The sequence below is a fragment of the Paenochrobactrum pullorum genome (assembly GCF_041929845.1).
Classification (GTDB): Bacteria; Pseudomonadota; Alphaproteobacteria; order Rhizobiales; family Rhizobiaceae; genus Paenochrobactrum; species Paenochrobactrum pullorum.
In genome coordinates this window covers 56,674-81,772 of sequence record NZ_JBHEEH010000001.1, presented here as the reverse complement: position 1 = coordinate 81,772, position 25,099 = coordinate 56,674, and the positions used below count along the sequence as shown (strand labels likewise).

Below are 25,099 nucleotides of genomic sequence, written 5' to 3'. Positions count from 1 at the left end.
TCGTTTAAATGAAATTTTCAAAAAAATATACTTTGTACACTAAAGGATTAACACATGGTTAATAAATTGTCCGCTGAATTTATCGGTACCTTCTGGTTGGTTTTTGGTGGTTGCGGCAGTGCAATTCTGGCTGCGACATTTCCTGAGCTTGGTATTGGCTTTTTGGGCGTATCTTTTGCTTTTGGTTTGAGTGTGCTGACGATGGCTTATGCTGTCGGGCATATATCGGGCGGGCACTTCAATCCGGCTGTTTCACTCGGACTTTTGATCGGTGGTCGCATGAAAATTCATGAAATTGTGCCTTATTGGGCGGCGCAAGTTGCAGGGGCGGTGGCTGCTGCATTTTTTCTTTATATTATTGCTTCAGGCAATGATACATTCGCGCCTGAGGGCTTTGCCTCGAATGGTTATGGTGATCTGTCGCCGGGTGAGTTCAATATGGTTTCTGCGCTGATCATTGAAATTGTTCTGACGGCTTTTTTTATCCTGATCATCTTAGGCGCAACGTCAAAACAGGCCCCCAAAGGATTTGCACCTCTGGCCATTGGCTTGAGCCTGACGCTCATTCATCTGGTATCCATTCCGGTGACCAATACATCGGTTAATCCTGCGCGTTCTACCGGTGTGGCGCTGTTTGCCGAAACCGCTGCCTTGAGCCAGCTTTGGCTGTTTTGGCTGGCACCTTTATTGGGAGCGGCACTTGGCGCGATAACGTGGAAAGTTTTTCTCGGCAAAGATTAAAACAAAACGCAGTCTGTACTGCCTTTTAATCATAAAAAACCGGATTGATATTCATGCACAAAAGCGTTTTTCTACACGGTGCCTGATGGCAATCCGGTCTGGTTCCGCCACTTCCAAGAGATCGGCCAGTCGCCACATGACGGCATCTTCCAGCTCATGCACGGCACCATCGCTATAAACCATTTCCCACATCAGCTCGATAAATTCGAGGCGGGCGGCATGGTTGAGATGGCGTTTCAAAACCATCGCAAATCCATAAATGTCGATCGCTTCCTGATCGGCTTTTTCTGCAGCTTTTATCAGACGCTCGACGGCTTCTCTGGGCAGGGCATAGGCTTCCGATAATGTACGATAAAGCACATCACGCTCTGCTTCGCGGCGGTCTCCGTCCACATCCATAATGTGCAAAAGAAGAGCTGCTGCTGCTAATCTAGGGTCATCTTCGGAAAAACTTTCAGCAGGCTCCCCCATGACGCTTTCTTGAATGTCTTTCATAAAATCAAGTAATCGATCCAGCATGCAGTTCCCCGATGAAAAGTTTTAAAACAAGCGCATATTATTGGTTTTAATGGCGCCGACATCGTCCGGATGGACACCCGGATCATCCACGACTGTCAGCGGAATTTTGCTTTTTTTGCTTTTGTCCGTTTTTTGCCCGGTCGTTTTGGCAATTTCTTCTTTGTTGGTATCAGCTACTGATTTTGTTGCTTCCTCAGCAGGCTGCTGCGGTTCTTGGCTTTTAAGCGGCGTGACAGGCTTTACCTGTGTCAGATCAAGCACAGGAGCGGCATTCGTCGTTTCTTTTGTATCATCTTGAGATCCGAGTATTTCTTGCGGCTCTGATTCAATCAATGGTGCCATTTCTTCAACCGGCACTTTCCACTCAAAGCTATTCAAGCGGCCTGTGACGGGTGAAACCGGAGCCCAGACTTGCGAGACATAGCCATCGGCTGTCCACAGTGGATCGCGTGGTGCTTTAAGCGCTTTGCCCAGCCATTGGCGCACCAGACCCTGATCACCACGATCGGCTTCTTCAATGTCTGCAAGCAACAAATAAGCGCTTTTACGTGGTGCGGATTGCAATACCTGTTCGACCTGATCACGCGCCAGTTTGAATTCATTGGCATCATAGGCGGCTCGCGCCAGTGCCAGATTGCTCTCAACATTATTGCTGCGCAATGACACCAAGTGACGGGCACGCTTCAGACGGTCATGGGCTGTGTCGCCGCTGCGGCCATGAATATAAACATCGGCAATCTCCGGATGTGGTTCTTTTTTCCATGCAGCTTCCAGAATTTTGGATGCTTTACGCACTTCGCCTTGGGCGAAAAGAGCGCGTGCGGCAATGACAGAAGCCGGAATGAGATCGGGATTAAGCTTATGCGCTTCCAGTGCAATGCTGCGCGCTTCAAGCGGCTCGGTTTCAAGCTTTGCCATCGCTTTGGCGGTTAGCAGGGCCGCACGTTCTTTTTTGGCTTGTATCTTGCTTTGGCGCAGTGATTGTTTGCGTGCTTCAACGAGGTTAAGCGCTGCGTCCCAATTGCCTTGTGCACAAAGCTGACCAAGCACCGCTGATGAAGCCCATTCCAGCTGCGGGGCATGGCGGGCAGCGTCGGCTGCATAATTACGGGCGGCGTCATAGGCACCCATACGCAATGCTTCAATATAAAGGCCGCGCAAACCCAATAAGCGAGTTTCAGGATCTTCCACCATTGCCTCAAAGCCTTTGCGCGCGTCATCGGCACGCCCCTCCAGCATAGCGGTCTGGGCTTCCAGCAATTTGATCAGCGGTTCCTGATCTGCGCTGAGAAATTTGCCAGCTTGAGCACTCATTCGTCTTGCTGCGTCTGCATCACCTGCACCGGCTGCAATCAGTCCGGTTGAAAGGGACTGATAGCCGCGGTCACGTTTGCGGGCACGAAAATGACGGCGCAAAATATGCGGTGATTGATAGATGTTTTTAATCAGCCACCAGCACAGCATGAATGCGGCGACAATGGCAACGATACTGGCCGCAGCTACCATCAAGCTAATGCGGTAGCGTTGACCGCCAAACATCATCACCAGATCGCCGGGACGATCTGCAAGCCAGCCAAAGCCCAAGCCCAACGCAACAATAATCAGCACATAAATGAAAATTCTTATCATGCACCGGCTCCTTATTGTGCAGCCTGAGGCGTGGCAGCATCTGCCTTTGGTTGCAGGCTTTGTGCCATCAGGCGGGTGAGAAGCTGATCTGCATCGCGGCGAAGTTTCATCTGATCGGCAAAGTCCTGACTGACGGCCTTGGCATCATTGGGAAGTTGCTCCCATTCATTAATGGCGCGTTCCAGATCACCGGAATGAAGGGCTGATTCCATACGTGCCGTGGTTGGCCCGACACCAGTGCCGCTGACATCACCGACAGGACGAACGCTAATAAGCCCTTTGGCGCTTGCCATCAGTTGCTCCCATAGACCTGCATCAGGGGCTGGCTTATTGGCTGTTGCGACGATTTTGTCGGCAACAGGACTAAACCACGCGTTGAAATCAGCAATGGTTGGAATGCCTGTAATTGAGTGCTGCTCAAGCATTTCAGCAGCTGGATCTGCAGGGTGCAGTGATGTAAATGTTTCCAGTTCCGCAACATAAGAACCACCGCGGTCAATGGCATTTTTAAGCGAATTGGCGGCAATTAATGCTGCCATGTCGGGTTGGCGTGATGTCTCGGAGACTTTTTCCTGTAAAGCTGTAAACTGATCCTGCAATGTGGTGATTGAGTTTTGATCGGTTGACGCATTGGCGACTGCTTCGTTTGCCTTTGATGCAGCTATTGCAAGCTGTGTTTCCAAGGCTGCAATTTTTGCAGTCAGTGCTTCAATATCTGCATCCACAATGGCGCTGCCTGCGATGGGCAGATTGTCGACTTTATTTTGCAGATTATTGAGTTTTTCTGTTGTCGAATTGTCAAGCTCATCCAGTTTGGTGGCAGTTGCTTGTGCCAGACTTTCAGCCTGATCGAGTTTTTGCTGACCGGCCTGATTGAGCGTTGCTGTCACAGGCGCAATTTTAAGTGCTGAAACTTCTTGTTCCAGATGGGCTAATTGCTCGGCTGTAACGCGGGCGCCGGGTGAGGGAATAACATTGCCCCATTGCAATGCTGCCGCCCCTGCCAAGGCGATCACCCCGCCAGCAATGCCCGCTAGCAGTGTGGAGCCGGTATTGCGGGTGTTTTTGACTGCTGTCGGTTCGCTCATTTTTGCCGATGTTTGAGATTGCGGTTTTGGTTCGGCCTGCATGTGGGATTGTGACACGGAACCTGTATCCTTTAATGTATCGGGCTTTATTGTATCGGACTGCGATGGCGAGGACATTGGTTTTGCAGCTGACGGCTTTGGCACTTCTGCCTTCACGGTCGTCGGGCGAGGGGCTGGCGTTTTAGTGAAATCACCAACCGGCTCCGCTTCGTGGGTGTGCGGCTTCGGGTTCACAGTGTCATCTGTTTTTTGCTTCGGCGCCGGATCATGTTCGATCGTCACGGGTTTGCGTACTGGCTTTGAGTGGCGCGGTGTTCCGGATTTTGCCATTGGTCCTCTCGTCATGATTTAACGCAGCAATTAGCAATCTATATCGTCAGCAACTTAACAGATATAACCCAAGCATGAAGGAATCGTTGCCTCATTTTCGGTTAAATATGCTTAAATAGCCTAAAAATTCCGTTTTCATCGGGATGATCGGCTGAAAAACTGTTGTCTTTCCATTGCGCCGGCAAAAGTTCGGCCACTCGCGGTGCGATGCAGAAAAACTTGGTACCAGCCTGAAAAAGCGGTTTTGCTGTCTGTTCTTGCAAATATTTCAGGCGGGAAGCGGTGACACCTGAATATAATAATACCGCCGCATAAGGCTGGCCGATGATCTGTTGCGGGTCGGGATGCGTGGCGACAGTGTCATAAATATCATAGACCTGCATCACGAGACCGGTAGTTTGAACGCGTTCTTCAAAGATCGGTTGGCGAACCCGTCCGGCAAGGTAAATAACCTCAGCGCCTTGGGGCAAATGCTCGGCCATTGTTGTGGCCAGACGAACCGCATCGCCACCACCTTCAATAACAGTTTCAAAGCCATAATCGCGCGCAACTTCGGCTGTGCGTACGCCAACGGCAAAAAGCGGCAGATGTTTGATAGCTTCAAGCAGTTGCGGATCAGCATGGCGTAAAGCGTTAATACTGGTGATGGTGATCGCCGCATAGGTTTTGATCTCAATTTGCGGCGACAGAGCTTGTGTTTCGGTGAGTGGAAAAACATCCGCAATAAATCCGGCCCGTTGCAAAAGATGCGCCGTGCGTGCTGCCGCTGGTTGCGGCCGCGTCACTAAAATGCGTTTTGCTTTGCCTGAGGGCAGTTTTACCGAGGATGAAGTTTCCACTCACACCAATCCTAATTTTACCAATCTTTGAAAAAGTCTGGGCCTGCCATCGCACGCACGCGCTTGGCTGCATCTTCACCAATGGCAGCAGCATCCGCAATGGAGCCTTCGCCGCTGACATGATGTGCCTGTGTGCCATCGGGGGTAAGAATCATACCGTTAAACTGCACATGCCCCTGATTGATGATCGCAAGACCTGCAATCGGCGTGCGGCAAGAGCCATCAAGATGGCCTAAAAATGCTCGTTCGCAAGCAAGGGCAATTTGTGTTTCACGATGGGCAAGCGGGGCAAGCAGTGCATCAATACGGGTGTCACCAATGCGGCTTTCAATCGCGATAGCGCCTTGACCGGGTGCAGGCAGGAAATGTTGCGGATCCATCAAATCGGTGATGACATCTTGCAGCCCTAAACGGCGCAAACCGGCAGCGGCCAAAAATGTACCGTCGACTTCGCCTTCTTCCAGTTTACGCAAACGGGTTTGCACATTGCCGCGATACATGACAATTTTCAAATCAGGGCGCAGACGACGAATAAGGGCCTGACGGCGCAGCGAAGAGGAACCGACGACAGCACCTTGCGGCAAATCGGTGAATTTCTTGACATTGCGGCCGATGAAAGCATCGCGCGGGTCTTCACGCTCCAGAAAGACCGACAGATGCAGACCTTCCGGCAGTACGGTTGGAATATCTTTGGTGGAATGTACCGCGATATCAATTTCACCCGCATGTAAAGCTTGTTCAATTTCTTCAGTGAAAAGACCTTTGCCACCAATTTCGGCTAAAGGACGATCCTGAATGCGATCACCGGCGGTGGACATCGGAATGATTTCAATGGCCTCTTCAGGCAGGCCGTGGGCTTCCTGCAGGCGGCGGCGCGTTTCGTAGGCTTGAGCAAGCGCGAGCTTGCTGCCGCGCGTGCCGATCTTCAAGGATGCTGTTTGCATATTCATTCGTCCATGATACCGGGTTGCATAAACTTGTCATAATGTGGTTTAGCCTATGGCCTAACCAAAAATCCCCTCGGGGGCAACAAATTCAGGGTCTAATCGCAAATGCGCGTGCTTGGAATAGAGACGAGTTGCGACGAAACAGCCGCAGCAATAGTCGAACGGGATGAAAATGGACATGGGGTTATTCTCTCCAATGTCGTGTTGAGCCAGATTGCCGAGCATGAACCCTATGGTGGTGTCGTGCCGGAAATCGCTGCCCGTGCACATGTGGAAGCTCTGGACAGGCTGGTGAAACAAGCGCTTTTTGAGGCCGATTGCGAGCTTGGTGATGTGGATGCTATTGCCGCCACCGCAGGCCCTGGGTTGATCGGGGGGCTGATTGTCGGCCTGATGACCGGCAAGGCACTCGCCTTGGCCGAGAAAAAACCATTTTATGCGATCAACCATCTGGAAGGCCATGCGCTGACAGCGCGCCTCACCGATGGTTTGAGCTATCCTTATTTATTGTTGCTGGTTTCCGGTGGTCATACCCAGATGGTGTTGGTGCGCGGTCTTGGCGATTATACCCGTCTTGGCACCACCATTGATGATGCTTTGGGTGAAGCTTTTGACAAAACTGCCAAACTGCTGGGATTGCCATATCCGGGCGGGCCTGCTGTTGAACAGGCAGCTTTAACCGGCGATCCGAAGCGTTTTTCACTGCCGCGTCCGCTCAAAGGCGAGGCACGGCTTGATTTTTCTTTTTCCGGTTTGAAAACCGCAGTGCGCCAAACAGCGACAGAAATTGCACCTTTAAGCGAGCAGGATGTGGCTGATATTTGTGCAGGCTTTCAATTGGCTGTTGCCGACACGTTGAGCGATCGGGTCAGCCGCTCTTTAAAACGCTTTCAGGAAGAGTACCCCGACAAGCCAATGCCGGAACTGGTGGTGGCTGGCGGGGTTGCGGCCAACAAGGCTTTACGCGCTGCTTTGCAAAATCTGTGCGATCAATATGGTTTCCGTTTTGTCGCGCCGCCGCATAATTTATGCACCGATAATGCCGCGATGATTGCATGGGCAGGCGTGGAACGCGCTTGCCAAAACGAATCATTTGGCAAAAATGGTGATCCGCTTGATATTGCGCCGCGCTCACGTTGGCCGCTGGATCAAAAATCCACGCCATTAATCGGAACAGGACGCAGAGGAGCCAAGGCATGACGAAAAATTTAAAAATTGCTGTGCTTGGTGGTGGCGCATGGGGCACAGCACTTGCCGTGATGGCTGCCAATAATGGCCACCAAACCATGCTTTATGCCCGTGATGCGGCAACGGTTGAGGATATTAATCTCAGCCATCAAAACCAGCGCTATTTGGGCGAGATTGTGCTGCCGGCAAGTATGCAGGCAAGCACTGATGCGGCAGAAGTTTTGAACAATGCCGATATTGTTTTGTCGGTTATGCCGGCGCAGGCAATGGGTGCTGCTTTAGCTGAAATGGCGGATCTCATCCCGCAATCCGCACCGCTGGTTTTATGTGCTAAAGGCATTGAGCGCAGCACCGGAAGGCTAATGTCGGAAGTGGTGAGCGAAGTTTTGCCGGAGCACGAGCTTGCCGCGCTATCGGGGCCGAGCTTTGCCACTGATGTGGCGCGCGGATTGCCGACAGCCGTAACCATTGCCAGTAAAAATATCGCCACTGCCGATCAGGTCTCGGTTGCTTTGTCGGGGGCGGCATTTCGCTGCTATTCAACCGATGATTTGACCGGTGTGGAAATTGGCGGATCGTTGAAAAACGTGCTTGCCTTGGCGGCTGGGGCTGCAATCGGGCGCGGCCTTGGTGCCAGTGCTCAGGCAGCTTTGGTCACGCGCGGCTTTGTCGAATTGCGTCGTATCGGCCATAAAATGGGCGCGCGCCCTGAAACCATTATGGGCTTGTCGGGCTTGGGTGATTTGATGCTGACCTGCTCATCACCGCAATCGCGCAATTATTCCTATGGTATGGCCTTGGGCGCTGGTGAAGATCTGTCGCGCCGTCCATTGGCAGAAGGTGTTGCGACCGCCCCTATTGCCGCCGAGCTTTGTCTCAAATATCAGATAGCTGCACCCATTATTGATGCAACGGCTGCACTTTTGGCCGGAGAGATCAGCATTGATGATGCGGTGAGCGCTCTGATTAACCGGCCTCTTAAAACAGAAGATTAAAAAAACGGGAGTGAACGCATGCTTTTTGCAATTCTTTGCAACGATAAGGCTGATCATCTGCAATTGCGTATGGACACACGTCCGGCACATGTGGAATTTTTGAACGGTCTGGGCGACCGATTGAAACTCGCAGGGCCTTTTTTGGACGGCAACAACAAGCCGAATGGCAGTCTTGTTGTGATTGAAGCAGACAATCAGGCAGAGGCTGAAAAAATTGCAGCCAGCGACCCTTATGCCGTTGCAGGCTTGTTTGAATCGGTCATAGTACGCCCGTGGAACTGGGTTTTCAACAATCCGGCCTCGGCTTAAAGTTACGCTGTTTGATTTCTCCGAAAGGATTTTGTCATGGCCAATTATTGGCTTTTTAAATCGGAACCATTCAAATGGTCTTGGGACATGCAAAAAGCCAAGGGTGCGACCGGTGAAGAATGGGACGGCGTTCGCAATTATCAGGCGCGCAACAATATGCGTGCGATGAAAATTGGCGATAAAGGTTTTTTCTACCATTCGAATGAAGGTTTGGAAGTGGTGGGGATTGTGGAAGTGAATGCGCTTTCGGCACCCGATAGCACCACTGATGATCCGCGCTGGGATTGCGTCCATATTCGTGCCGTTTGCGATATGCCAAAGCCAGTGACATTGAAAGACGTCAAAGCCAATCCTGTTTTGGAGAAAATGGCGCTTGTCACCTCTATGCGGTTGTCCGTGCAGCCTGTTTTGCAGGACGAATGGGATGAAGTATGCCGCATGGGCGGTCTTGATCCGAAAAGCATTTAAACGATGAAGAATGATGCGCCAAATGCTGCTTTGCAGGCAGTGCCTGAGCGCATCACCTCGTTTATTTTAGACAATACCAGCCTTCAATCTTTAGAATTTGTGCCGGAATTGCAGCTTTATCTGGCTGATGAAGCGCATGACCTTTGGCATAAAACCGAAAAAGAATTGGCAAACATTGGCCTGCCTCCGCCATTTTGGGCTTTCGCCTGGGCCGGCGGGCAGGGCCTTGCCCGTTATATTCTGGATCATCCTGAATTGGTGCGTGGTAAAATAGTTTTGGATTTTGCCTCCGGCTCTGGGCTTGTTGGTATTGCGGCGATGAAAGCAAGCGCTCAATCGGTTATCTGCGCTGATATTGACGTTTTTGCCAGGCCAGCAATGGCGCTTAATGCAGCTGCTAACGGGGTAGATTTATCAAGCATTTCCGACAATTTGATCGGGCAGGATCATGGCTGGGATGTGGTTTTGGCGGGGGATGTTTTTTATGACAAAGCTTTTGCCGATTTGCTGATGCCATGGTTTCGTCAATTGGCCAAACGCGGTGCGCTGGTGCTGATGGGCGATCCGGGGCGCGCCTATGTGCCGAAAAATAATTTGGCTGAGCAGGCACTGTATCAGGTGCCTGTTACCCGTGCGCTGGAAGATGCAGATGTGAAAAGCACCCATATTTGGTGCTTTGCCGATGCGGCGCTCAAATAAAATCCGCTTTGAAATGCATCGGTTCATCTGGTGATACACTGATTGTGAGCGCCCCGGAAATTTGTAGCTGGCTGATGATTTTTTGTGCGTCAGCCGCATCGCCGCTCATTTTGGCAAAGCCTGCACGCTTGATGAAAAGAGCGACGGAGAACAGATTTTTGACCACGCTTAAATTGGGCGTGCCGGTGGTACAGTTGAAATCAGTGACCGGTACACGCCAATTGCCGTAATTTTCACTTAAATAGCGATCCGCCTCAACTGCACCCAACACGTTCACACCATCCAGATTATAAGTGGTGAGTGCGAAATCGTGGTTGTCCCAGCGATGGATGACAGAACCATGCCAGCGAATGTCGTCTTCGAGATAATGAATGAAAACATCAATATTGATGCCGTTTTTATGAACGAGTTTAACCAGCGTTGGCAGTCTATCGAGCTGAAACAGATCGTCCTCATCGCGGATGATCCGTATCTGGTGATCGGTTTTACGAATGACGAAATGATCACTTTGTGCCAACAGGGATTGCAGACGTCCGGAATTATAATTTTCGCTATGGATGCCTAAATCAATGTCATAGTCATGAGCCAGCCAGCCACCTTCGCGGATGACACCTAAAAATGTACCGGATATAATATAGGAGGGGAGTTCATCATACGGGACCAGCTGATAAAAGTCGGTCAATGCTTCGCGGGCATCATTTTGCGAAAACTGATTGGTCTCAGCCTTTAACTTTTTGATATTTTTCTCAAAATGCAAATCTGTATAGGCTGCCAAAGCATCATTGGCCGCATATTGATAGCGCTCATAAAGATTTAAAAAGCCGGTTTGATCTTTTGCAGCAAGCTTTTTGTGCGCCATACGTGCCAGAATATAGAGCTGGTCAGTCGTATAGATAAAAGGGCTATTACGCTTTTTATACCGCTTCAGAAAACGCAGTGTGCTTTCAAGTTCGCTATAACGCATGCCTTCTGTGAAATCGAAAAAATGATCAGCAATAACATTCAATTGCAAATAACTGCGGCTGGCAAACCAATGCAATTGCCGCAATGCCAGTTTAAAATCATTGTCCATGACTTTACGGCGAACGTAATTGGCAAGAGACACAGAAAAACTGGTGAAAAAAACAAAAATAAATGCGGCAATGCTGATGAGAAAACGCATCGGCCATGAATGATTTTTATTCAGGAAGATAAGCAGGCGGTAGTTTTTAGAAAGCATGCGTATAATGCACAATATTCTTTAAGGTGAGTAACATGGTCCTGATTTCCCCTGTCTGCAAGCGCTTTTTCAATGAAGAAACTGATCTGATCCCAGGCAGATCAGCAGATCTTATACGCACAAGACGTGCGGGTGATTTCATCAGATAGATATTATCATAATGGAATCATAACAATAATTCTAATAGATTATAACTTAATGTAAAAATGCTGCTACAACAGCACATTGTTAGTCATTGTTTTTCAGTTTGGCGCATTGCTGATTTTGGATGTAACATGGTTTTTTATTTTCACGTCTTCAACTTGAAGCTAATCAATGCCATATTCAGTCAGCGAACCGGCCGGTTCAAGGTTGCGCAGTCTATGTGTAATTGTTCCGGTGGAATACAGCTGACGCATTAATGGCTATCCGGCTGAAGAAAGAGGACAGGTATGACGAACCGCACTATTCTCATTGTTGATGATGATGAAGATCTGCGCGCCATTCTGGTTGAGCAATTGGAGCTCGCCAAAGAGTTTCAAATCCGGCAGGAAGCGACGGCCGCCGAAGCCATGGAAGTGATCAAGAGCAATATTATCGATCTGCTGATTATGGATGTCGGCTTGCCGGACATGGACGGTCGTGAAGCGGTCAAGCAATTGCGGTTTGGCGGCTTTAAAGCCCCTGTGATTATGCTGACCGGCCATGACACCGAAGCAGATACAATTTTGGGGCTGGAATCGGGGGCCAATGATTATGTCACCAAGCCTTTCCGCTTTGCGGTTCTTCTGGCTCGCATCCGTGCGCAGTTGCGCCAATATGAGCAAAGTGAAGATGCGACTTTTGTGGTCGGGCCTTATACATTCAAACCGGGTCAAAAACTGCTTCTCGACGAGAAAGGCGCGAAAATTCGCCTGACCGAAAAAGAAGCGGCGATCATCAAATATCTTTACCGCTCCGGCACACAGGTGGTCGGGCGTGACGAGCTTCTGGAAGAGGTTTGGGGGTATAATTCCGGTGTGACAACACACACGCTGGAAACCCATGTTTACCGTCTTCGTCAGAAAATCGAGAAGGATCCTGCCAATGTCTCATTGCTTGTGACAGAAAGCGGGGGATATAAACTTGTGCCATGATGGAATAAGTCACCCGAAAGTGTAAAAGACCTATATGGCACTTGATGATGATATCCGCATTTTAAGCAAAGTAGGGCTGTTTGAAACCTTCAACGGTGAGCAGTTGCGCTTACTTGCCTTTGGCGCAGAGCGTTTGGTTCTGCGCGCCGGGCGTGAATTGTTTCATGAAGGGCAAAGCGCGGATTGCGCCTATATCGTCGTATCAGGCCATATAGTTTTGTTTCATCGCTTGCAAAATGAGCGCGTTCCGGTGCGTTCCGTTCATTCCGGATCGATCATCGGTGAAATGGCATTGATTGCACAATCAGATCGTTTGACCGGCGCTTTGGCTGAAGAGGAGACGGAGGTCATCCGCCTCAGCCGTACGGTTTTTCGCCGCATTTTGGAAGAATATCCTGAACTTGCTGCCAATCTCTATCAGCGCATAAGCGAAGATTTGAACAAGATGGTGGGGGATATTGAAAAAATCTCCCATCATTTTACTGAACAAGACTGAAGTTTTCTTCATGAAACCTTACCGGATGCGATAAAAATATCATTTTCGGCGCTGATCTGTCGTTTGCTTTAAGGTTTTGCTCGACTTGTCCGGAGTGGCAGTTTATGCCGCTATGATGCATTTGTTATGCATTGAGACTGAGCATAAAGATTTTCCTTAATCACTGTAGTTTCATTTGACGGAACAGAATGATGACCAACGATCAAAACCTCAATCGCCCTACTCCTAAAGCTGGTGTCATGGATATTGCTGCCTATGTACCGGGTAAGGAAACTGTTGAAGGTGTTGCCAAGGTCTATAAGCTCTCTGCCAATGAAACGCCGTTAGGGCCGAGCCCGCATGCGCTGGAAGCCTATCGACACGCCGCAGAACGGCTGGCGATTTATCCTGATGGTCAGGCGACTGAGCTGCGTCAGGCTATTGCCCAGACCCACGGCTTGAATCCGGATAATATCATTTGCGGGAATGGTTCGGATGAATTGCTCGGGCTGATCTGCCATGTTTATTTATCAGTTGGCGATGAAACCATCATCACGCAGCATGGTTTTGCAATTTATGAAATCCAGAGCAAGGCGGCAGGTGCCACACCTATCACCGTGCAGGAAAAAGATTTGCGTGTTGATGTTGATGCCATTTTGGCAGCCGTGACACCACGCACTAAAATTGTTTTCATTGCCAATCCGGCTAATCCGACCGGCACTTATCTGCCGTTTGAAGAGGTCAAGCGCCTGCATGCCGGTTTGCCGAAAAATATTATCTTGGTGCTCGATGCCGCTTATTCGGAATATGTGCGCCGCAATGATTATGAGGCTGGCGTGGAGCTGGTTTCTGCCAATGAAAATGTGGTGATGACCCGCACTTTCTCCAAAATTCACGGCCTTTCAGCGCTGCGTGTGGGCTGGGCTTATGCGCCTGCACACATGATTGATGCGATGAACCGTATTCGCGGACCTTTCAACATGAATTCGGCTGCATTGGCGGCAGGTGCGGCAGCAATCCGCGACCGAAACCACGTAGAAACCTCAATTGCTTATAACAGTAAATGGGCTGAATGGCTGACCGAAGAATTGACCAAAATGGGTTTGAAGGTCACACCGTCTGTTACGAATTTTCTACTGATCCATTTTCCTGATAATGCAGCCAAATCGGCTGTGAAGGCAGATGAGTGGCTCTCTTCCTATGGCTATATTTTGCGCCGTGTTGGGGGATACGGGTTCCCTAATGCGTTGCGCCTGACTATCGGCCCGGAAGAAGCCAATCGCGGCGTAATCGCGGCACTCAACGACTTTATGAAGCAGTAAAATGTCTGAACCACAATTTAACAAAATCACACTTATCGGCATTGGCCTGATCGGGTCTTCCTTGGCGCGGGTTATTCAGCGCGAGGGCTTGGCCAACCATGTAACCATCGCTAGCCGCAGCGCGGAAACGCTCAAACGCGCAGAAGAGTTGCAACTGGGGCATGCCTACACGACAGATAGCGCCGAAGCTGTGCGCGATGCCGATTTGGTGATCATCTCTGTGCCGGTAGGCTCTTCCGGTGCGGTTGCACGCCAGATTGCCGGCTCGCTTAAATCGGGAGCCATTGTCACGGATGTGGGCTCCACCAAGGCTTCTGTGATTGAGCAGATGCAACCGGAACTGCCCGATACCGTGCATTTCATTCCGGGACATCCGATTGCCGGAACGGAATATTCCGGTCCTGATGCCGGTTTTGCCGATCTCTTTATCAATCGCTGGTGCATTCTGACACCACTGCCGGATACGGATAAAGCAGCACTCGACAAGCTATCGGCCTTCTGGGAAGCCTGCGGTTCGCGCCTTGATCATATGGAGCCGCAGCATCATGATCTGGTGCTGGCGATTGTTTCACATCTGCCACATTTAATTGCTTATAATATTGTCGGTACGGCCAACGATCTGGAGCGCGTGACCAAGTCGGAAGTGATTAAATATTCCGCATCGGGTTTTCGTGACTTTACCCGCTTAGCAGCTTCCGACCCGACCATGTGGCGCGATGTGTGCCTGCATAATAAAGACGCTATTCTGGAAATGCTTGGTCGTTTTTCGGAAGATTTGGCTTCGTTGCAACGCTCGATCCGCTGGGGTGATGGTGATGCGCTTTACGATCTCTTCAGTCGTACGCGCGATGTGCGCCGCGGTATTATTGATGCCGGACAAGAAGTGGATGCGCCGGACTTTGGCCGCCAGGCGGCTGTGAAAGAGCCTGCTAAAGAACAGGCAAAAAACTGATTGCTGTATTTTAATTAAAAAAAGCCGCCTCTTTGATGAAAGAGGCGGCTTTTTTATTTTGCTTGAAAATGATCACAGGGGTGGCAGACGACCAAGCGGGATAAAGCCTGCATTGGCTTTACCGTCTTTGATGGTGACATCCAGCGTCGGATTACCGTTTTCATCTTTCGGCATGGCAGAAATTGCAAAAAGCAGCGTTGTGATATTGTTGCTTTCCTGTGGGAAGAGTGCTTGAGCGGCTTGTGCAAGGGCTGGCGGGTTGGTCAGCGCAATTTTAATATGGCCGTTGATCTCGCCATCATAATCAATCGAGAAGGGGCCGCTGAGCGAAATAATTGCACCATTGGAGAGCGAAATTAGCACTTGCTTAATTTCACCCGACTGGCCGCGCAGACTTTCGGTGAGTGGTTGATTACGGTTATCAATCAGATTTTTTGCATTGAATAATGTGATGTTAAGCAGGCCGTCGATAGCCGGCATTTTATTGCGGTTGGTCAGTTGCGGCGCAAATTCCAGTCCGGCGAAACGGCTATCAAGATTAAAATTATTGTCCACATTGGAAAGTTTGATTTCCAGTTCTTCCAATTTGGATAAAAGCTCGCTGGCGGTTGGTTCGGTTCGCAGTCCAACTTCCAAATCAAAACTTTTCACTGAAATCTTTGTCGGGAAGGGCTGCGCGAGCCGTGCATTGGAAGAAAAGCTACTCCAATTGATTTCCAGTGGCTGAAGACCCGGAAAAGTGATGAAGGCAGGGCCGGTCAACTGGTTGTTGAGAGACAGCGGCGCATAAATCGCAGAACCGGAACTAAAGTGACCAGCTGAAAAACTGATGGCCTCGGATTTTTGTTGCCAGGAAATGCTTTCGCATACCACATCCAGCTTCAGCGGAAAACCGCTGGTTTTCAGGTTTTCACATTGAACATTGATGCCTTTTTGGGTGAGGGCTTTAAGGTCGTGGGCTGCGCGTGTTTCAACCTTATTAGCCAGATAAAACCAGCCAATTGTATAAAGGGCAGCGACAATTGCGAGCAGGATATAGAACAGCTTCAACTTTTTGCCCGAGGGACCGGCAGGTGGTGTCGCAGGGGGTATCACTGACATTATAAAACGGCCTTGTGCTCAATCGCTGAAGTTACAGATTGATTTGCAAACATATCTGACGGATGTTTGTAGCGTAACATAACAGCGCTTCGCAATGAGACCAGCCTAATGATTGATAAAATACTATGAAAGATTTTTGGGTATTTGGATATGGCTCGCTGATGTGGCGGCCGGGATTTGATTTTGTGGAAAGCAAACGGGCACGTTTGCACGGATTTCATCGCAGTCTTTGCATTTATTCGCATGTTTACCGTGGAACAGCTGAAAAGCCCGGTCTGGTGCTGGGCTTGGATGAAGGTGGGTTTTGTGATGGCATGGCTTTTAAAATCGCAGAAGATGCAAGCCAGCAGGTTGTGGACTATTTGCGCGAGCGCGAGCAGGTCAACAATGTTTATCTTGAAAAGTTACAGGCAATTGAGCTGGTTAACGGCGAAAATGCTGAGGCAATTGTCTATGTGGCAGATTGTAATCATGTGCAATATGCTCATCCGATGGCGGTTGAACTTGCCGCCGATATTGTGGCATCGGCTTCAGGCAATGCGGGGCCAAACCACGAATATGTCAAAGCCACATTGCAGCATTTAGAACAGATAGGCGTTGCAGATGAAGGATTGGAAATGATCTGGCAACATGTGCAGGCGCGGCTGACACAGTGAATTTGCAGGTTTAGCCCTTGTTCTGCCATCAAGCAGCAGCTAAATAATGACAAAATCAGAGCGATCATTATCTGATGGCGCTTTTAAAAATGTCTTTGACTTCAAGTCATACCTCTTTCAGGAGATACGCATGATCGCATTATTTGAAACAATCGATATGGCGCTCAATCTTTATACATGGATTATTATCGCCAGTGCGGTTTTTTCGTGGCTCTATGCTTTCAATGTGATCAATTCGAGCAATCGTTTTGTCGCCTCAATTGGTGAGTTTTTGTTTAAAGTGACCGAGCCGGTATTACGCCCGATCCGCAATATTTTGCCGCAACTGAGCGGCATTGATATTTCGCCGGTTATTCTGCTTTTCATCATTTTCTTCATCCGTCGCTTTATGTGGACAACACTGCTGCCGATGGTGCTGTGAGCATAAGTTTTTACCGGCTTGAAAAAGAGGGCGTGACGCTTTTTGTGCGTCTTACGCCCAAAGCTTCTAAAGATGCGGTTGAAACCGTTATTACAAGCGCTGACGAACGTTGTTATTTAAGTGCAAGGGTGCGGGCAGTGCCGGAAAAAGGGCTTGCCAATAAAGCGCTGGAAAAGCTGCTGGCAAAAAGCTTGCAAGTACCGGCAAGCACTGTTTCGGTCGATGCGGGTGCGACCTCAAGGATTAAACAGATTTTCATCAGTGGTGATCCGGAAATACTCGCAAAGCGCCTTGATCAGTTCAGTTAAAATGAACGCATAAAAAAACTGCCGGCGAAAATCGGCAGTTTTTTATTTTTTCAAATCATTTGCGAAATTTTAAGCGCCTTTAGCGCGTTCAATCGCTTCAACAATCAGCTTGCGTGCGTAATCTTCATCGCCCCATTCGCCGATCTTGACCCATTTGCCAGGTTCGAGATCTTTGTAATGTTCGAAGAAATGTGAAATCTGCTGCAAGGTGATTTCCGGCAGGTCTGAGTAGTCATGAATTTTTTCATAACGACGGGTCAGGTGCGGTGATGGCACAGCAATGATTTTTTCGTCCTTGCCGGCATTGTCTTCCATGACCAGAACGCCGATCGGGCGAACATTGATCACGCAGCCAGGAATCAGCGGACGGGTATTGCAGATCAAAACGTCGATCGGATCGCCGTCATCTGACAATGTGTGCGGAACAAAGCCGTAGTTACCCGGATAGGTCATCGGCGTATAGAGGAAGCGGTCAACGATCAGTGCACCTGCATCTTTGTCCATCTCATATTTAATGGGATGTCCGCCGACCGGAACTTCAATGATGACGTTGACGTCTTCGGGAGGATTGGAGCCGATGGAAATGGCATCAATATTCATGACGTATCCTTTCGTTTGGCGTTCTGATATCGGGTTTCATGGCTTCGCGCAACAAAAACGAATAATGAAAAAAGCGGCGAATTGTCATTATGTGCTTGATGGCATATGAGCCGCTATCTGATGAATGTTATGGGTTGGGAGGATTAATGATTTGACTTGACCGGAAAGCCGAGTTCTTTCAGCCGTGTAACGGCTGTCGGCGGCATGGGCGGCGGGTTCTTTTCTTGTGCGGCTGCAATCAGCAATTCATCGCAAGCAGTCTCTGTATCGCGGGTCAAGCGCTCCAGAAATTCATGTTTATCAAGACCTGCGGGAATAACCGGCAACACTCGGGCGCGAATGGCACCGGGATAGCGGAAAATCGAGCGGCGCGGCCAATAGAGACCAGCATTATGGGCAATCGGCAGCACTGGCAGGTTGAGCTCTGCATAAAGATGGGCAACGCCATATTTATATTGCGGCTCTGCACCCGGTGCACGGCGTGTGCCTTCCGGATAGATCAGCACCTGACGGCCTTCAGCAATGGCTTTTTCGGCTCCTGTCGTGATGGATTTAAGCGCCTTGACACGGGAGCCGCGATCAACAGGGATCATTTCCATCTTGGCGACATACCAGCCGAAAACAGGAATACGCATCAGCTCGCGCTTCAGGATCATTACCGGATCGTCAAGATACGGCAGAAATGCAAACACATCCCAAAAGGATTGATGTTTGGGTGCGACGATGTAAGCGCCTGCCGGAATGTTTTCCAAGCCTTCAATGATGATGCCGGTGCCGGCAATTTTCTTTTGTAGCCAAAGACTGCTGCGCGCCCAGAATTTGGGCACGAACCATGCTTTTTTACGCGGCATAAGAAAGTAAACCGGTGTCCACAGGATCATTTGAATGATCATGCTCAGGTAGAAAAAGAAATTAAACAGAAGTGACCTGATCGCAGTAAGCATAATTATTCAGTCAGTCTCCTGAGTGCTGATGACAAAATATCGGGACAGCAAAAACTCCTACAGACATTATCGGGAAATTGCCAGATTTATGTTTTCATAGCATCTGTGCAGATAAGGCAGGACAGTTTTAATCTTGTGTTTGTTACGGGTCTTGTGCAGGGCCACCAAAATAAGAGAGCTCGGTCAGGTGAAAAAGCGCGCCGAGATATTTGATATATTCGGTGACGAGGACGCGGATCATATCGCCTTGTATCACCCAGTTGGTATTGCGCAAATCGCTGTTGACCACCGGATAAGGAATGAATTCAACATCATCCATAAGCCGTGAAAGCTCCAAAATAGAGCGCGGCATGTGGTAATTATTGGTCACTACAATCACGCGCTTATAATTATGCGCGCGGATCCATTGTGCACTTTCTGTGGCATTTCCAATGGTATTGAGTGCTGATCTGTCGAGATCTATGCAGCAATCGAGCAATCTTTCATTGGCAATGGTTACGCGTTGCAAGGCTTTTTTATTGGTGGTCGGATGTACACCACTGATCAACAGCCTTTGCCCCATTTTGTCCTGCAACAGTTCGATTGCCACATCAAGACGTGCTTTTCCACCGGTCAAAACGATGATTCCGTCTGCGGGTTTCAGATCTTCTGGCGGAAACATATTGCCGACTTTTTCGCTGAAGACGAAAAAGCCAACCGTCAGAACTACAATGCAGGAAAGAAGAATAACTGATATGGGCCGAAACCGTCGCAAAATTCGCTTGATAAGGGACATCATAGGATTAGTCCCTTTTAACGCGGCAGTCAGATGGAAAAGGCAAATGGAGCATAATCACTGCGCGGTTCTGGTTGCGAAAAATACGGTTATGATCATCTTGTGAGTAGCCAGATTAAACCGAAGTCCCTGGTCCGTCCATCTGTGATAGTTGGCGGATGACGGTGATGCGGCTTGTCAGCATGGTAAGCAAACTGACCATAAATATGATGATGGCGGCACCAATATAGCCTTCGCGCCCGATGACAAAATTTCCAAACATGGCTGCGGCCTGATCACCCTCGGGTGTGGCCATACGATTGTTTGACCACCATGAAACGATAAAGAAAATTGCCATGGCAAAAGCACCGCCACAGAGAGCACCTTTAAGGGCTGTGCGGAAAAAGTGCCATTCAAATTCCCGTGCGACGGTTTGGGATTCGGCACCGATAAAATGCAGCACCTCAATAATATGGCCATTGCCGGACATCGCACCACGGGTGGCAAAAATCACGGTAAGGATTGTTGCGGACATAACAAGTGTCAGCACACAAACACCGATGAAGACGGTGGTGTGCGCCATCGAAGCAAGACGGTCAATCCATGTGCGGTGGTCATCAAAGCTGGCGCCTTGAATTTGTTTGACAAGTTCTGCGCGCATAGCGGCAAAATCAGGTGGTGCGTTTTCATCAATGGTGACGACGACCAGACGCGGAACCGGCAATTCATCCAGATCAAGACCAGTGCCGAGCCAAGGCTCCAGCAGACGCGCAGTGGCGGCACGATCAATAATGCGGGTGCCGAGCACACCGGCAAAAGTTTGTGCAATCTGGCTGGCATCTACCAAGGATTTTTCAATATCAATCCCTTCAAGCGGACGGATTTGAATAGTTGCTTCACGCGCGATCTGGCTTTGCCATGTGGTGGCGGAATCGCGCACCAATGTGACACCGCCAAGTGTGAGGCAGGCCAAAAAGGTCATGATCGCAATGACGATAACCAGAGCTGTGCCGGTGACACTGCCGTCCGGCACAATCGGTGTCGGGCCTTGTTTACGCTTGCGTTTACCGACAGCTACAAAGAGCAGCTCTTTCAGATCATAAAACTGGTCGCTGAGTTTTGTTCGTCTAGTCATAAATATCAAGCCTGCCCTGATCCAGAATCATGCGTCGGGCGTCCACCTGATCCATCAATGTCAGATCATGTGTCGCGATGATAACAGCGGTTCCGGAGCGGTTTAATTCAGCAAATAAACGCAACAAGCGTTTGGCAAGCGGCGGGTCAACATTGCCGGTCGGTTCATCAGCAAGCAGCAGTTCAGGCTGGTCGATCAATGCACGTGCAATAGCAACGCGTTGCTTTTCACCGCCTGATAAAATTGGTGGCAATACATGCATGCGGTCGCCAAGGCCTACCCAGTGCAGCAGTTCTTCCACTTCGGCACGATAGGTGGCTTCTTCTTTGCCGCGTACACGCAGCGGCAATGCCACATTTTCATAAGTTGTCATATGATCAAGCAGGCGGAAATCCTGAAATACAATGCCGATGCGACGGCGCAGCAACGGGATTTCCTTGCGGTCAAGACCGCTGATATCTTTGCCGAAAATATTAACCAGCCCGCGCGTTGGTTTCATCGCCATGAACAAAAGACGCAATAGCGATGTTTTACCTGCACCTGAAGGACCGGTTAAAAATTGGAACGAGCGCGGGGGTATGTGGAAGCTGACATCCCGCAGGACTTCAGGCCCCATGCCATATCGCAAACCGACTTTTTCGAAGCGAATCACCGCGTATTTTCCTTGAGGTATGTCTCGTTCAACCTTATCGGTTATGACCATTGCGCTTGATGGTTAACCTTTGGTTAATTGATGATGTTTTTGCTGTTTAAAAAGTCTCAAATTTTGGGCATTGAAGATTTTGAAAACGAACAGTTTGCTACCTGCATGCAAAAACAGATTTTATTATGGTGCAGACAAATTATTTTCTAGTCGAGGTCGTTGCCGCTCAGTTGGTTTCTTTTGCTTTGCTCTGTGCAAGTAGCAGATGATCTGTTTGGTTGCAGTGATATGCAAAAAATACAGCTTATATGACGAGAACAGGTGTTTTTTCGTAAAAACATGCTATATACGGCGTTGAGATAGTGGCTGTGAATGCTTTCGCAGCCCTTTATTTTTTTTTACTTACGGAGAACCGGCACGATGCCAGAAGTCGGCGGCAAGACACTTGAAGTACTGTTCAGTGCCGAACAGATTGCGGACCGCAATATTGAACTTGCGCGCGGTATCGCAGACCGCAATTTTCATGATCTTTTGACTGTATCCATTCTCAAAGGTTCATTCATTTTTGCCGCAGACCTGATCCGCGCAATGCATGAAGCTGGTGTGGAGCCGGATGTGGAATTCATCACAGTTTCATCATACGGAACAGGTAAAGTCAGTGGTGAAGTGCGTTTGTTGCGTGATATCGACAGCGTTGTCAAAGATCGAGACGTTCTGTTGATCGATGATATTCTCGAATCCGGCAAGACGCTTACCTTTGTGCGTGATTTGATGCTGGAACGCGGTGCACGCAGTGTCAGCATTGCTGTGTTGCTGGATAAACCGGTACGCCGTAAAATGGATATTGAAGCCGATTTCGTAGCTTTTGAATGCCCTGATTATTTCGTTGTCGGCTACGGTATGGATGTGGCGCATGCGTTCCGCCAGCTGCCTTATGTCGGACGCGTCATGGACGAATAAAGTTTTATCTGTTTTATCAGAATAAATGCCGCTGTGATGATCACAGCGGCATTTTTGTTATGACGCGCGTCTTATTTTCGAAAACGCCTTCACACTTTTAGAGGTGTGTTTTAATCAAATTTCAGCAGGCGCTCCAGATAGTCTTTTTCCATCTGCGGGCTGAGAGCATCACCAAGGCGGCGGCGGATTTCATCCAAAATCTCCCGCGCACGCTGAATGTCGATTTCGCCAGGCACTTTGGTGTCATTGCCAAAATCTGGGCCGGTCTGCCCCTGGTTGCGGCCAAGTGGATCTTTGCCAGCCTGACTTTCGCCTTGCCGGCCGTTTTGTCCCTGACCCTGACCTTCGCCTTGCCCCATGGCTTCCTGCATTTTCTTCATCATGTCGCGGCTACCACGGCGTAATGCATCAAGTGCTGAGCCCTGATCATCATTGGCCTGCGCACTTTCATTACGGCCCAAAGCTTCACCGGCATTGCCCATGGATTTTTCTGCGTCTTTAAACTCTTTCGACGGATCAATACCTAGTGCTTTCAGGTCTTCCGAGAGCTTTTTCAGGTCGGACTGCAATTGTTTCTGCTGTCGTTGCAGGTTTTTCATTGTTTCTTCAATATCAGGCGAAAGCGGCGGCTGGGTTGTTTCCGCATCTTCATTTTCAGAGAAGAAGTCTTCATCATTATCGCCGAATTGCTGCTGCATACGTTGATCGAGAGAGAATGTCTCATTCATCGTCTGCTGTTGCCGGCGCATCAGTTCGCCCAGCTTGTTCATCTGGTTTTGCATCTGGCTTTGCTGGCTCTGACCATTTTGGCCATTTTGCCCGTTTTGACCTTGCGCTTGGCCTTGACCCATTTGCAGGTTGTTCATCAGGTTTTCCAGTTGTGACAACAACTCCTGCGCTTCATCACGCGAGCCTTGACGAGCCAGATTTTCAATTCTGTCCATCATGTTTTGCAGATCTTTATCGGTTAAAGTCTGCACATTGGCATTGGGTGGCAAGGCAGGATTTTTATTGTTTTGCTGGGTTTTCGCAAATTCTTTCAAGAATGCGGCCATCGCTTCGCGCAGTTCATTGGAAAGTTTGGCAATCTCTTCCTGCGAAGCACCGTTTTCAATCGCATTTCGCAAGGCTTCTTGTGCCATACGCAAGCGTTTTTCTGCGTCCGATAAATAACCATCTTCAATACCGCGCGCCACTTCCCACATATAATCGACAACATTGCGCAAATCATCTTCGGAGTGGGCAAGGCTCAAACGGGTGCGGATGGTGCGAAGTCCCAAGAAATGTCCTGCATTTTTGATCGTATCGGCAGGGCGCAGCATCACCGCATCCAGCATATCCAAAACCCGTTCATTTTGCATGGCATCCATTGCCAGAATGCGACGCTGCTCAATAATGGCTTTAGCCAACGGATTGGTAAAAATCCGTTCGGGCAGGGTGATGGCGCGGGTTTCGCTATAGCCGACCTGACCAGCCTGATCATTGACCACGAGGGTCAGTTCCACTTCACTGCCAGCCCATGGATGGGTGGTCAGATCTTTGTTGGTGCTTGCATCTTCTGAGCCTTTACGCGGCAAATTGAGTGCCAGTTCCGGTGCTTCATAAAGCATCAAAACCTCATGATCATCGGCACCAAGCGGGGTAATTTCGGCATAAGCTGAGGCAACCGGATAATCATCGGTAATTTTGTAATGTAGCTGCAAAGTGCCGTTGCGGGCTTGATCCGGTGTTTTGGTAAAGCTGATTTGGGGTGCTTTATCTGGCGTAACGGCAAATTTCCATGATTGGCTGCGGTGATTGACCGTCAGTTTCATCGTCTGGCTATCATGCAATTCATATTGAAAATTGCGTGTGTCACCTGATGGCTTGGTTTTGCCCTGCTCCGCTTCATCTTCAGCCAGTTCAGGTTGAATGGTTTCGTTTTTGCCGCTGGCATCTTCGGCAATCAGATATTCGCGGGCGCTGCCGCTTACACGCAATGAAAAAATGCTGCCTTGCGGTACGGTGATTTCTGCCTGTTCATCGCTCTCGGCATTTAAAAAAATCGGTGCTTTGCCAGTATAGCGTGGCGGTGTCACCCATGCATCAATGCGGGCTGCTACTTGCTCTTTGGCTTCGGGCAAATGAACCATGTCTGTGAGGCGGCCACCGTTGGAGCCGTAAGAAAAAGCAAATGAGGTGACGAGCAATAACAATACCAAGGCGCGGATACCGAGCGGGTCACGCTCGGCAATGCGGGTATCGGGAAGGCCGGATTGCAGGTTTTTAAGTTGGCTCGCCATGCGGCGCTGATGTTCGTGCCAGAGTACTTGCGCCAAAGGATCATCATCACCGATCGCCATATGGTCAGATTGTACCCGCAGCGGCTGATGCGACAGCGCGTTGATGCTTTCAATGCGCTGATTGACTTCGCTTTCGGTGGGGATACGTACACGTGCCGGCAAAAAGACAGTGACAAGCGCCACCACGAATAACAGGCTGAGCACAGTCAGATGCAGCCAGTAGGGCATGTGATTGAACAGCCCGAACCAGCTTAAAATCGCCAAAAGCGCCAGCGAAATAAGAAGCGGCAATAAAAGCGGCCACATACGCTCGAACAACATCGTTAAAAATACACGCAGGCGTATTTTCGCGAATTCGTCCTTTGGCTTGTGGTCAGAAAAAGCCATTCTCATCTTTCCGGCTGCGCCTTGGTCGTGTCATTGGTGCAACAATAACATGCATCATGGCAAAGACGAGGCT

General features: G+C 49.5%; 27 protein-coding genes. 14 read left to right on the top strand and 13 right to left on the bottom strand.

Annotated features, from left to right (window positions below; all coding sequences use genetic code 11):
* Positions 1 to 54: 54 nt before the first annotated feature.
* Positions 55 to 741, top strand: coding sequence for an aquaporin Z (gene aqpZ, locus JNC77_RS00500; RefSeq protein WP_374828777.1), 687 nt, complete (start codon positions 55 to 57; stop codon positions 739 to 741).
* A gap of 51 nt (positions 742 to 792) precedes the next feature.
* Here the strand turns inward: aqpZ and JNC77_RS00495 are convergent, their stop codons facing one another.
* The 5 genes from JNC77_RS00495 to hemC form a co-directional block, all read right to left on the bottom strand.
* Positions 793 to 1,260, bottom strand: a complete 468-nt coding sequence (locus JNC77_RS00495) for a tellurite resistance TerB family protein (RefSeq protein ID WP_374828776.1) — start codon at positions 1,258 to 1,260, stop codon at positions 793 to 795.
* Between the two features lie 21 nt (positions 1,261 to 1,281).
* A complete protein-coding gene (locus tag JNC77_RS00490) occupies positions 1,282 to 2,889 on the bottom strand; it encodes a heme biosynthesis protein HemY (RefSeq protein WP_374828775.1) in 1,608 nt (535 codons plus the stop codon).
* 11 nt (positions 2,890 to 2,900) lie between these two features.
* Positions 2,901 to 4,307 (bottom strand): mitofilin family membrane protein, encoded by a 1,407-nt coding sequence (locus tag JNC77_RS00485; RefSeq protein WP_374830378.1) that lies wholly within the window; start codon positions 4,305 to 4,307, stop codon positions 2,901 to 2,903.
* Positions 4,308 to 4,408: 101 nt separating this feature from the next.
* Positions 4,409 to 5,146 (bottom strand): uroporphyrinogen-III synthase, encoded by a 738-nt coding sequence (locus tag JNC77_RS00480; protein ID WP_374828774.1) that lies wholly within the window; start codon positions 5,144 to 5,146, stop codon positions 4,409 to 4,411.
* A 17-nt stretch (positions 5,147 to 5,163) separates the two neighbouring features.
* On the bottom strand, positions 5,164 to 6,090 hold the full coding sequence (gene hemC, locus JNC77_RS00475; protein ID WP_374828773.1) for a hydroxymethylbilane synthase: 927 nt from the start codon (positions 6,088 to 6,090) through the stop codon (positions 5,164 to 5,166).
* Positions 6,091 to 6,198: 108 nt separating this feature from the next.
* Between hemC and tsaD the strand changes: the two genes are divergently transcribed.
* From tsaD to JNC77_RS00450, 5 genes are read left to right on the top strand one after another with little or no spacing between them, the layout of a single operon-like run.
* A complete protein-coding gene (gene tsaD / locus JNC77_RS00470) occupies positions 6,199 to 7,293 on the top strand; it encodes a tRNA (adenosine(37)-N6)-threonylcarbamoyltransferase complex transferase subunit TsaD (protein ID WP_374828772.1) in 1,095 nt (364 codons plus the stop codon).
* Complete coding sequence (locus JNC77_RS00465; RefSeq protein WP_374828771.1) at positions 7,290 to 8,276, top strand: NAD(P)H-dependent glycerol-3-phosphate dehydrogenase; 987 nt, start codon at positions 7,290 to 7,292, stop codon at positions 8,274 to 8,276. The genes tsaD and JNC77_RS00465 overlap by 4 nt, the downstream gene beginning before the upstream one ends.
* Before the next feature lie 18 nt (positions 8,277 to 8,294).
* Entirely contained in the window at positions 8,295 to 8,585 is a 291-nt protein-coding gene (locus tag JNC77_RS00460) for a YciI-like protein (RefSeq protein ID WP_374828770.1), read from the top strand.
* Positions 8,586 to 8,621: 36 nt separating this feature from the next.
* Positions 8,622 to 9,053 carry an EVE domain-containing protein gene (locus JNC77_RS00455; RefSeq protein ID WP_374828769.1) on the top strand — a complete coding sequence of 144 codons (432 nt, stop codon included), beginning with the start codon at positions 8,622 to 8,624 and terminating at the stop codon, positions 9,051 to 9,053.
* Between the two features lie 3 nt (positions 9,054 to 9,056).
* The gene (locus JNC77_RS00450) at positions 9,057 to 9,752 is read left to right on the top strand and encodes a class I SAM-dependent methyltransferase (protein ID WP_374828768.1); all 696 of its coding nucleotides are present in this window, start codon (positions 9,057 to 9,059) and stop codon (positions 9,750 to 9,752) included.
* On the opposite strand, the gene JNC77_RS00445 is transcribed toward JNC77_RS00450, so the two are convergent.
* Positions 9,745 to 10,971, bottom strand: a complete 1,227-nt coding sequence (locus tag JNC77_RS00445) for a LicD family protein (RefSeq protein ID WP_374828767.1) — start codon at positions 10,969 to 10,971, stop codon at positions 9,745 to 9,747. The two genes, JNC77_RS00450 and JNC77_RS00445, sit on opposite strands and share 8 nt — an antisense overlap.
* A gap of 431 nt (positions 10,972 to 11,402) precedes the next feature.
* Here JNC77_RS00445 and JNC77_RS00440 point away from each other — a divergent pair, with 431 nt between their 5' ends.
* From JNC77_RS00440 to JNC77_RS00425, 4 genes are all read left to right on the top strand, one after another.
* Positions 11,403 to 12,086: a response regulator transcription factor gene (locus JNC77_RS00440; RefSeq protein WP_374828766.1), complete on the top strand. Its 684-nt coding sequence runs from the start codon at positions 11,403 to 11,405 to the stop codon at positions 12,084 to 12,086.
* A gap of 34 nt (positions 12,087 to 12,120) precedes the next feature.
* Complete coding sequence (locus tag JNC77_RS00435) at positions 12,121 to 12,582, top strand: cyclic nucleotide-binding domain-containing protein (RefSeq protein WP_374828765.1); 462 nt, start codon at positions 12,121 to 12,123, stop codon at positions 12,580 to 12,582.
* A 191-nt stretch (positions 12,583 to 12,773) separates the two neighbouring features.
* Positions 12,774 to 13,883, top strand: coding sequence for a histidinol-phosphate transaminase (gene hisC, locus JNC77_RS00430; RefSeq protein WP_374828764.1), 1,110 nt, complete (start codon positions 12,774 to 12,776; stop codon positions 13,881 to 13,883).
* Position 13,884: 1 nt separating this feature from the next.
* Positions 13,885 to 14,835 carry a prephenate/arogenate dehydrogenase family protein gene (locus JNC77_RS00425; RefSeq protein ID WP_374828763.1) on the top strand — a complete coding sequence of 317 codons (951 nt, stop codon included), beginning with the start codon at positions 13,885 to 13,887 and terminating at the stop codon, positions 14,833 to 14,835.
* Positions 14,836 to 14,907: 72 nt separating this feature from the next.
* Here JNC77_RS00425 and JNC77_RS00420 read toward each other — a convergent pair whose 3' ends face one another.
* Positions 14,908 to 15,936 (bottom strand): DUF2125 domain-containing protein, encoded by a 1,029-nt coding sequence (locus JNC77_RS00420; RefSeq protein WP_374828762.1) that lies wholly within the window; start codon positions 15,934 to 15,936, stop codon positions 14,908 to 14,910.
* Between the two features lie 125 nt (positions 15,937 to 16,061).
* On the opposite strand from JNC77_RS00420, the gene JNC77_RS00415 reads away from it, so the two are divergent.
* The 3 genes from JNC77_RS00415 to JNC77_RS00405 all read left to right on the top strand — a co-directional run bounded on the left by JNC77_RS00415 (position 16,062) and on the right by JNC77_RS00405 (position 17,321).
* Positions 16,062 to 16,592 (top strand): gamma-glutamylcyclotransferase, encoded by a 531-nt coding sequence (locus tag JNC77_RS00415; RefSeq protein WP_374828761.1) that lies wholly within the window; start codon positions 16,062 to 16,064, stop codon positions 16,590 to 16,592.
* Positions 16,593 to 16,722: 130 nt separating this feature from the next.
* A complete protein-coding gene (locus tag JNC77_RS00410) occupies positions 16,723 to 17,013 on the top strand; it encodes a YggT family protein (RefSeq protein ID WP_374828760.1) in 291 nt (96 codons plus the stop codon).
* Between the two features lie 2 nt (positions 17,014 to 17,015).
* Positions 17,016 to 17,321, top strand: a complete 306-nt coding sequence (locus tag JNC77_RS00405) for a DUF167 family protein (protein ID WP_445482841.1) — start codon at positions 17,016 to 17,018, stop codon at positions 17,319 to 17,321.
* A gap of 69 nt (positions 17,322 to 17,390) precedes the next feature.
* On the opposite strand, the gene ppa is transcribed toward JNC77_RS00405, so the two are convergent.
* The 5 genes from ppa to ftsE form a co-directional block, all read right to left on the bottom strand.
* Positions 17,391 to 17,921 (bottom strand): inorganic diphosphatase, encoded by a 531-nt coding sequence (ppa, locus tag JNC77_RS00400; RefSeq protein WP_374828758.1) that lies wholly within the window; start codon positions 17,919 to 17,921, stop codon positions 17,391 to 17,393.
* A 143-nt stretch (positions 17,922 to 18,064) separates the two neighbouring features.
* Positions 18,065 to 18,865 (bottom strand): lysophospholipid acyltransferase family protein, encoded by an 801-nt coding sequence (locus JNC77_RS00395; protein ID WP_374828757.1) that lies wholly within the window; start codon positions 18,863 to 18,865, stop codon positions 18,065 to 18,067.
* Positions 18,866 to 19,007: 142 nt separating this feature from the next.
* Positions 19,008 to 19,643, bottom strand: a complete 636-nt coding sequence (locus JNC77_RS00390) for a YdcF family protein (RefSeq protein ID WP_374828756.1) — start codon at positions 19,641 to 19,643, stop codon at positions 19,008 to 19,010.
* A gap of 112 nt (positions 19,644 to 19,755) precedes the next feature.
* A complete protein-coding gene (locus JNC77_RS00385; protein ID WP_374828755.1) occupies positions 19,756 to 20,754 on the bottom strand; it encodes a cell division protein FtsX in 999 nt (332 codons plus the stop codon).
* The gene (gene ftsE / locus JNC77_RS00380) at positions 20,747 to 21,406 is read right to left on the bottom strand and encodes a cell division ATP-binding protein FtsE (RefSeq protein ID WP_374828754.1); all 660 of its coding nucleotides are present in this window, start codon (positions 21,404 to 21,406) and stop codon (positions 20,747 to 20,749) included. The genes JNC77_RS00385 and ftsE overlap by 8 nt, the downstream gene beginning before the upstream one ends.
* Positions 21,407 to 21,817: 411 nt before the next feature.
* Here ftsE and hpt point away from each other — a divergent pair, with 411 nt between their 5' ends.
* The gene (gene hpt / locus JNC77_RS00375; RefSeq protein ID WP_374828753.1) at positions 21,818 to 22,357 is read left to right on the top strand and encodes a hypoxanthine phosphoribosyltransferase; all 540 of its coding nucleotides are present in this window, start codon (positions 21,818 to 21,820) and stop codon (positions 22,355 to 22,357) included.
* Positions 22,358 to 22,467: 110 nt separating this feature from the next.
* Here the strand turns inward: hpt and JNC77_RS00370 are convergent, their stop codons facing one another.
* Positions 22,468 to 25,026 carry a TIGR02302 family protein gene (locus JNC77_RS00370; RefSeq protein WP_374828752.1) on the bottom strand — a complete coding sequence of 853 codons (2,559 nt, stop codon included), beginning with the start codon at positions 25,024 to 25,026 and terminating at the stop codon, positions 22,468 to 22,470.
* Between the last annotated feature and the right edge of the window lie 73 nt (positions 25,027 to 25,099).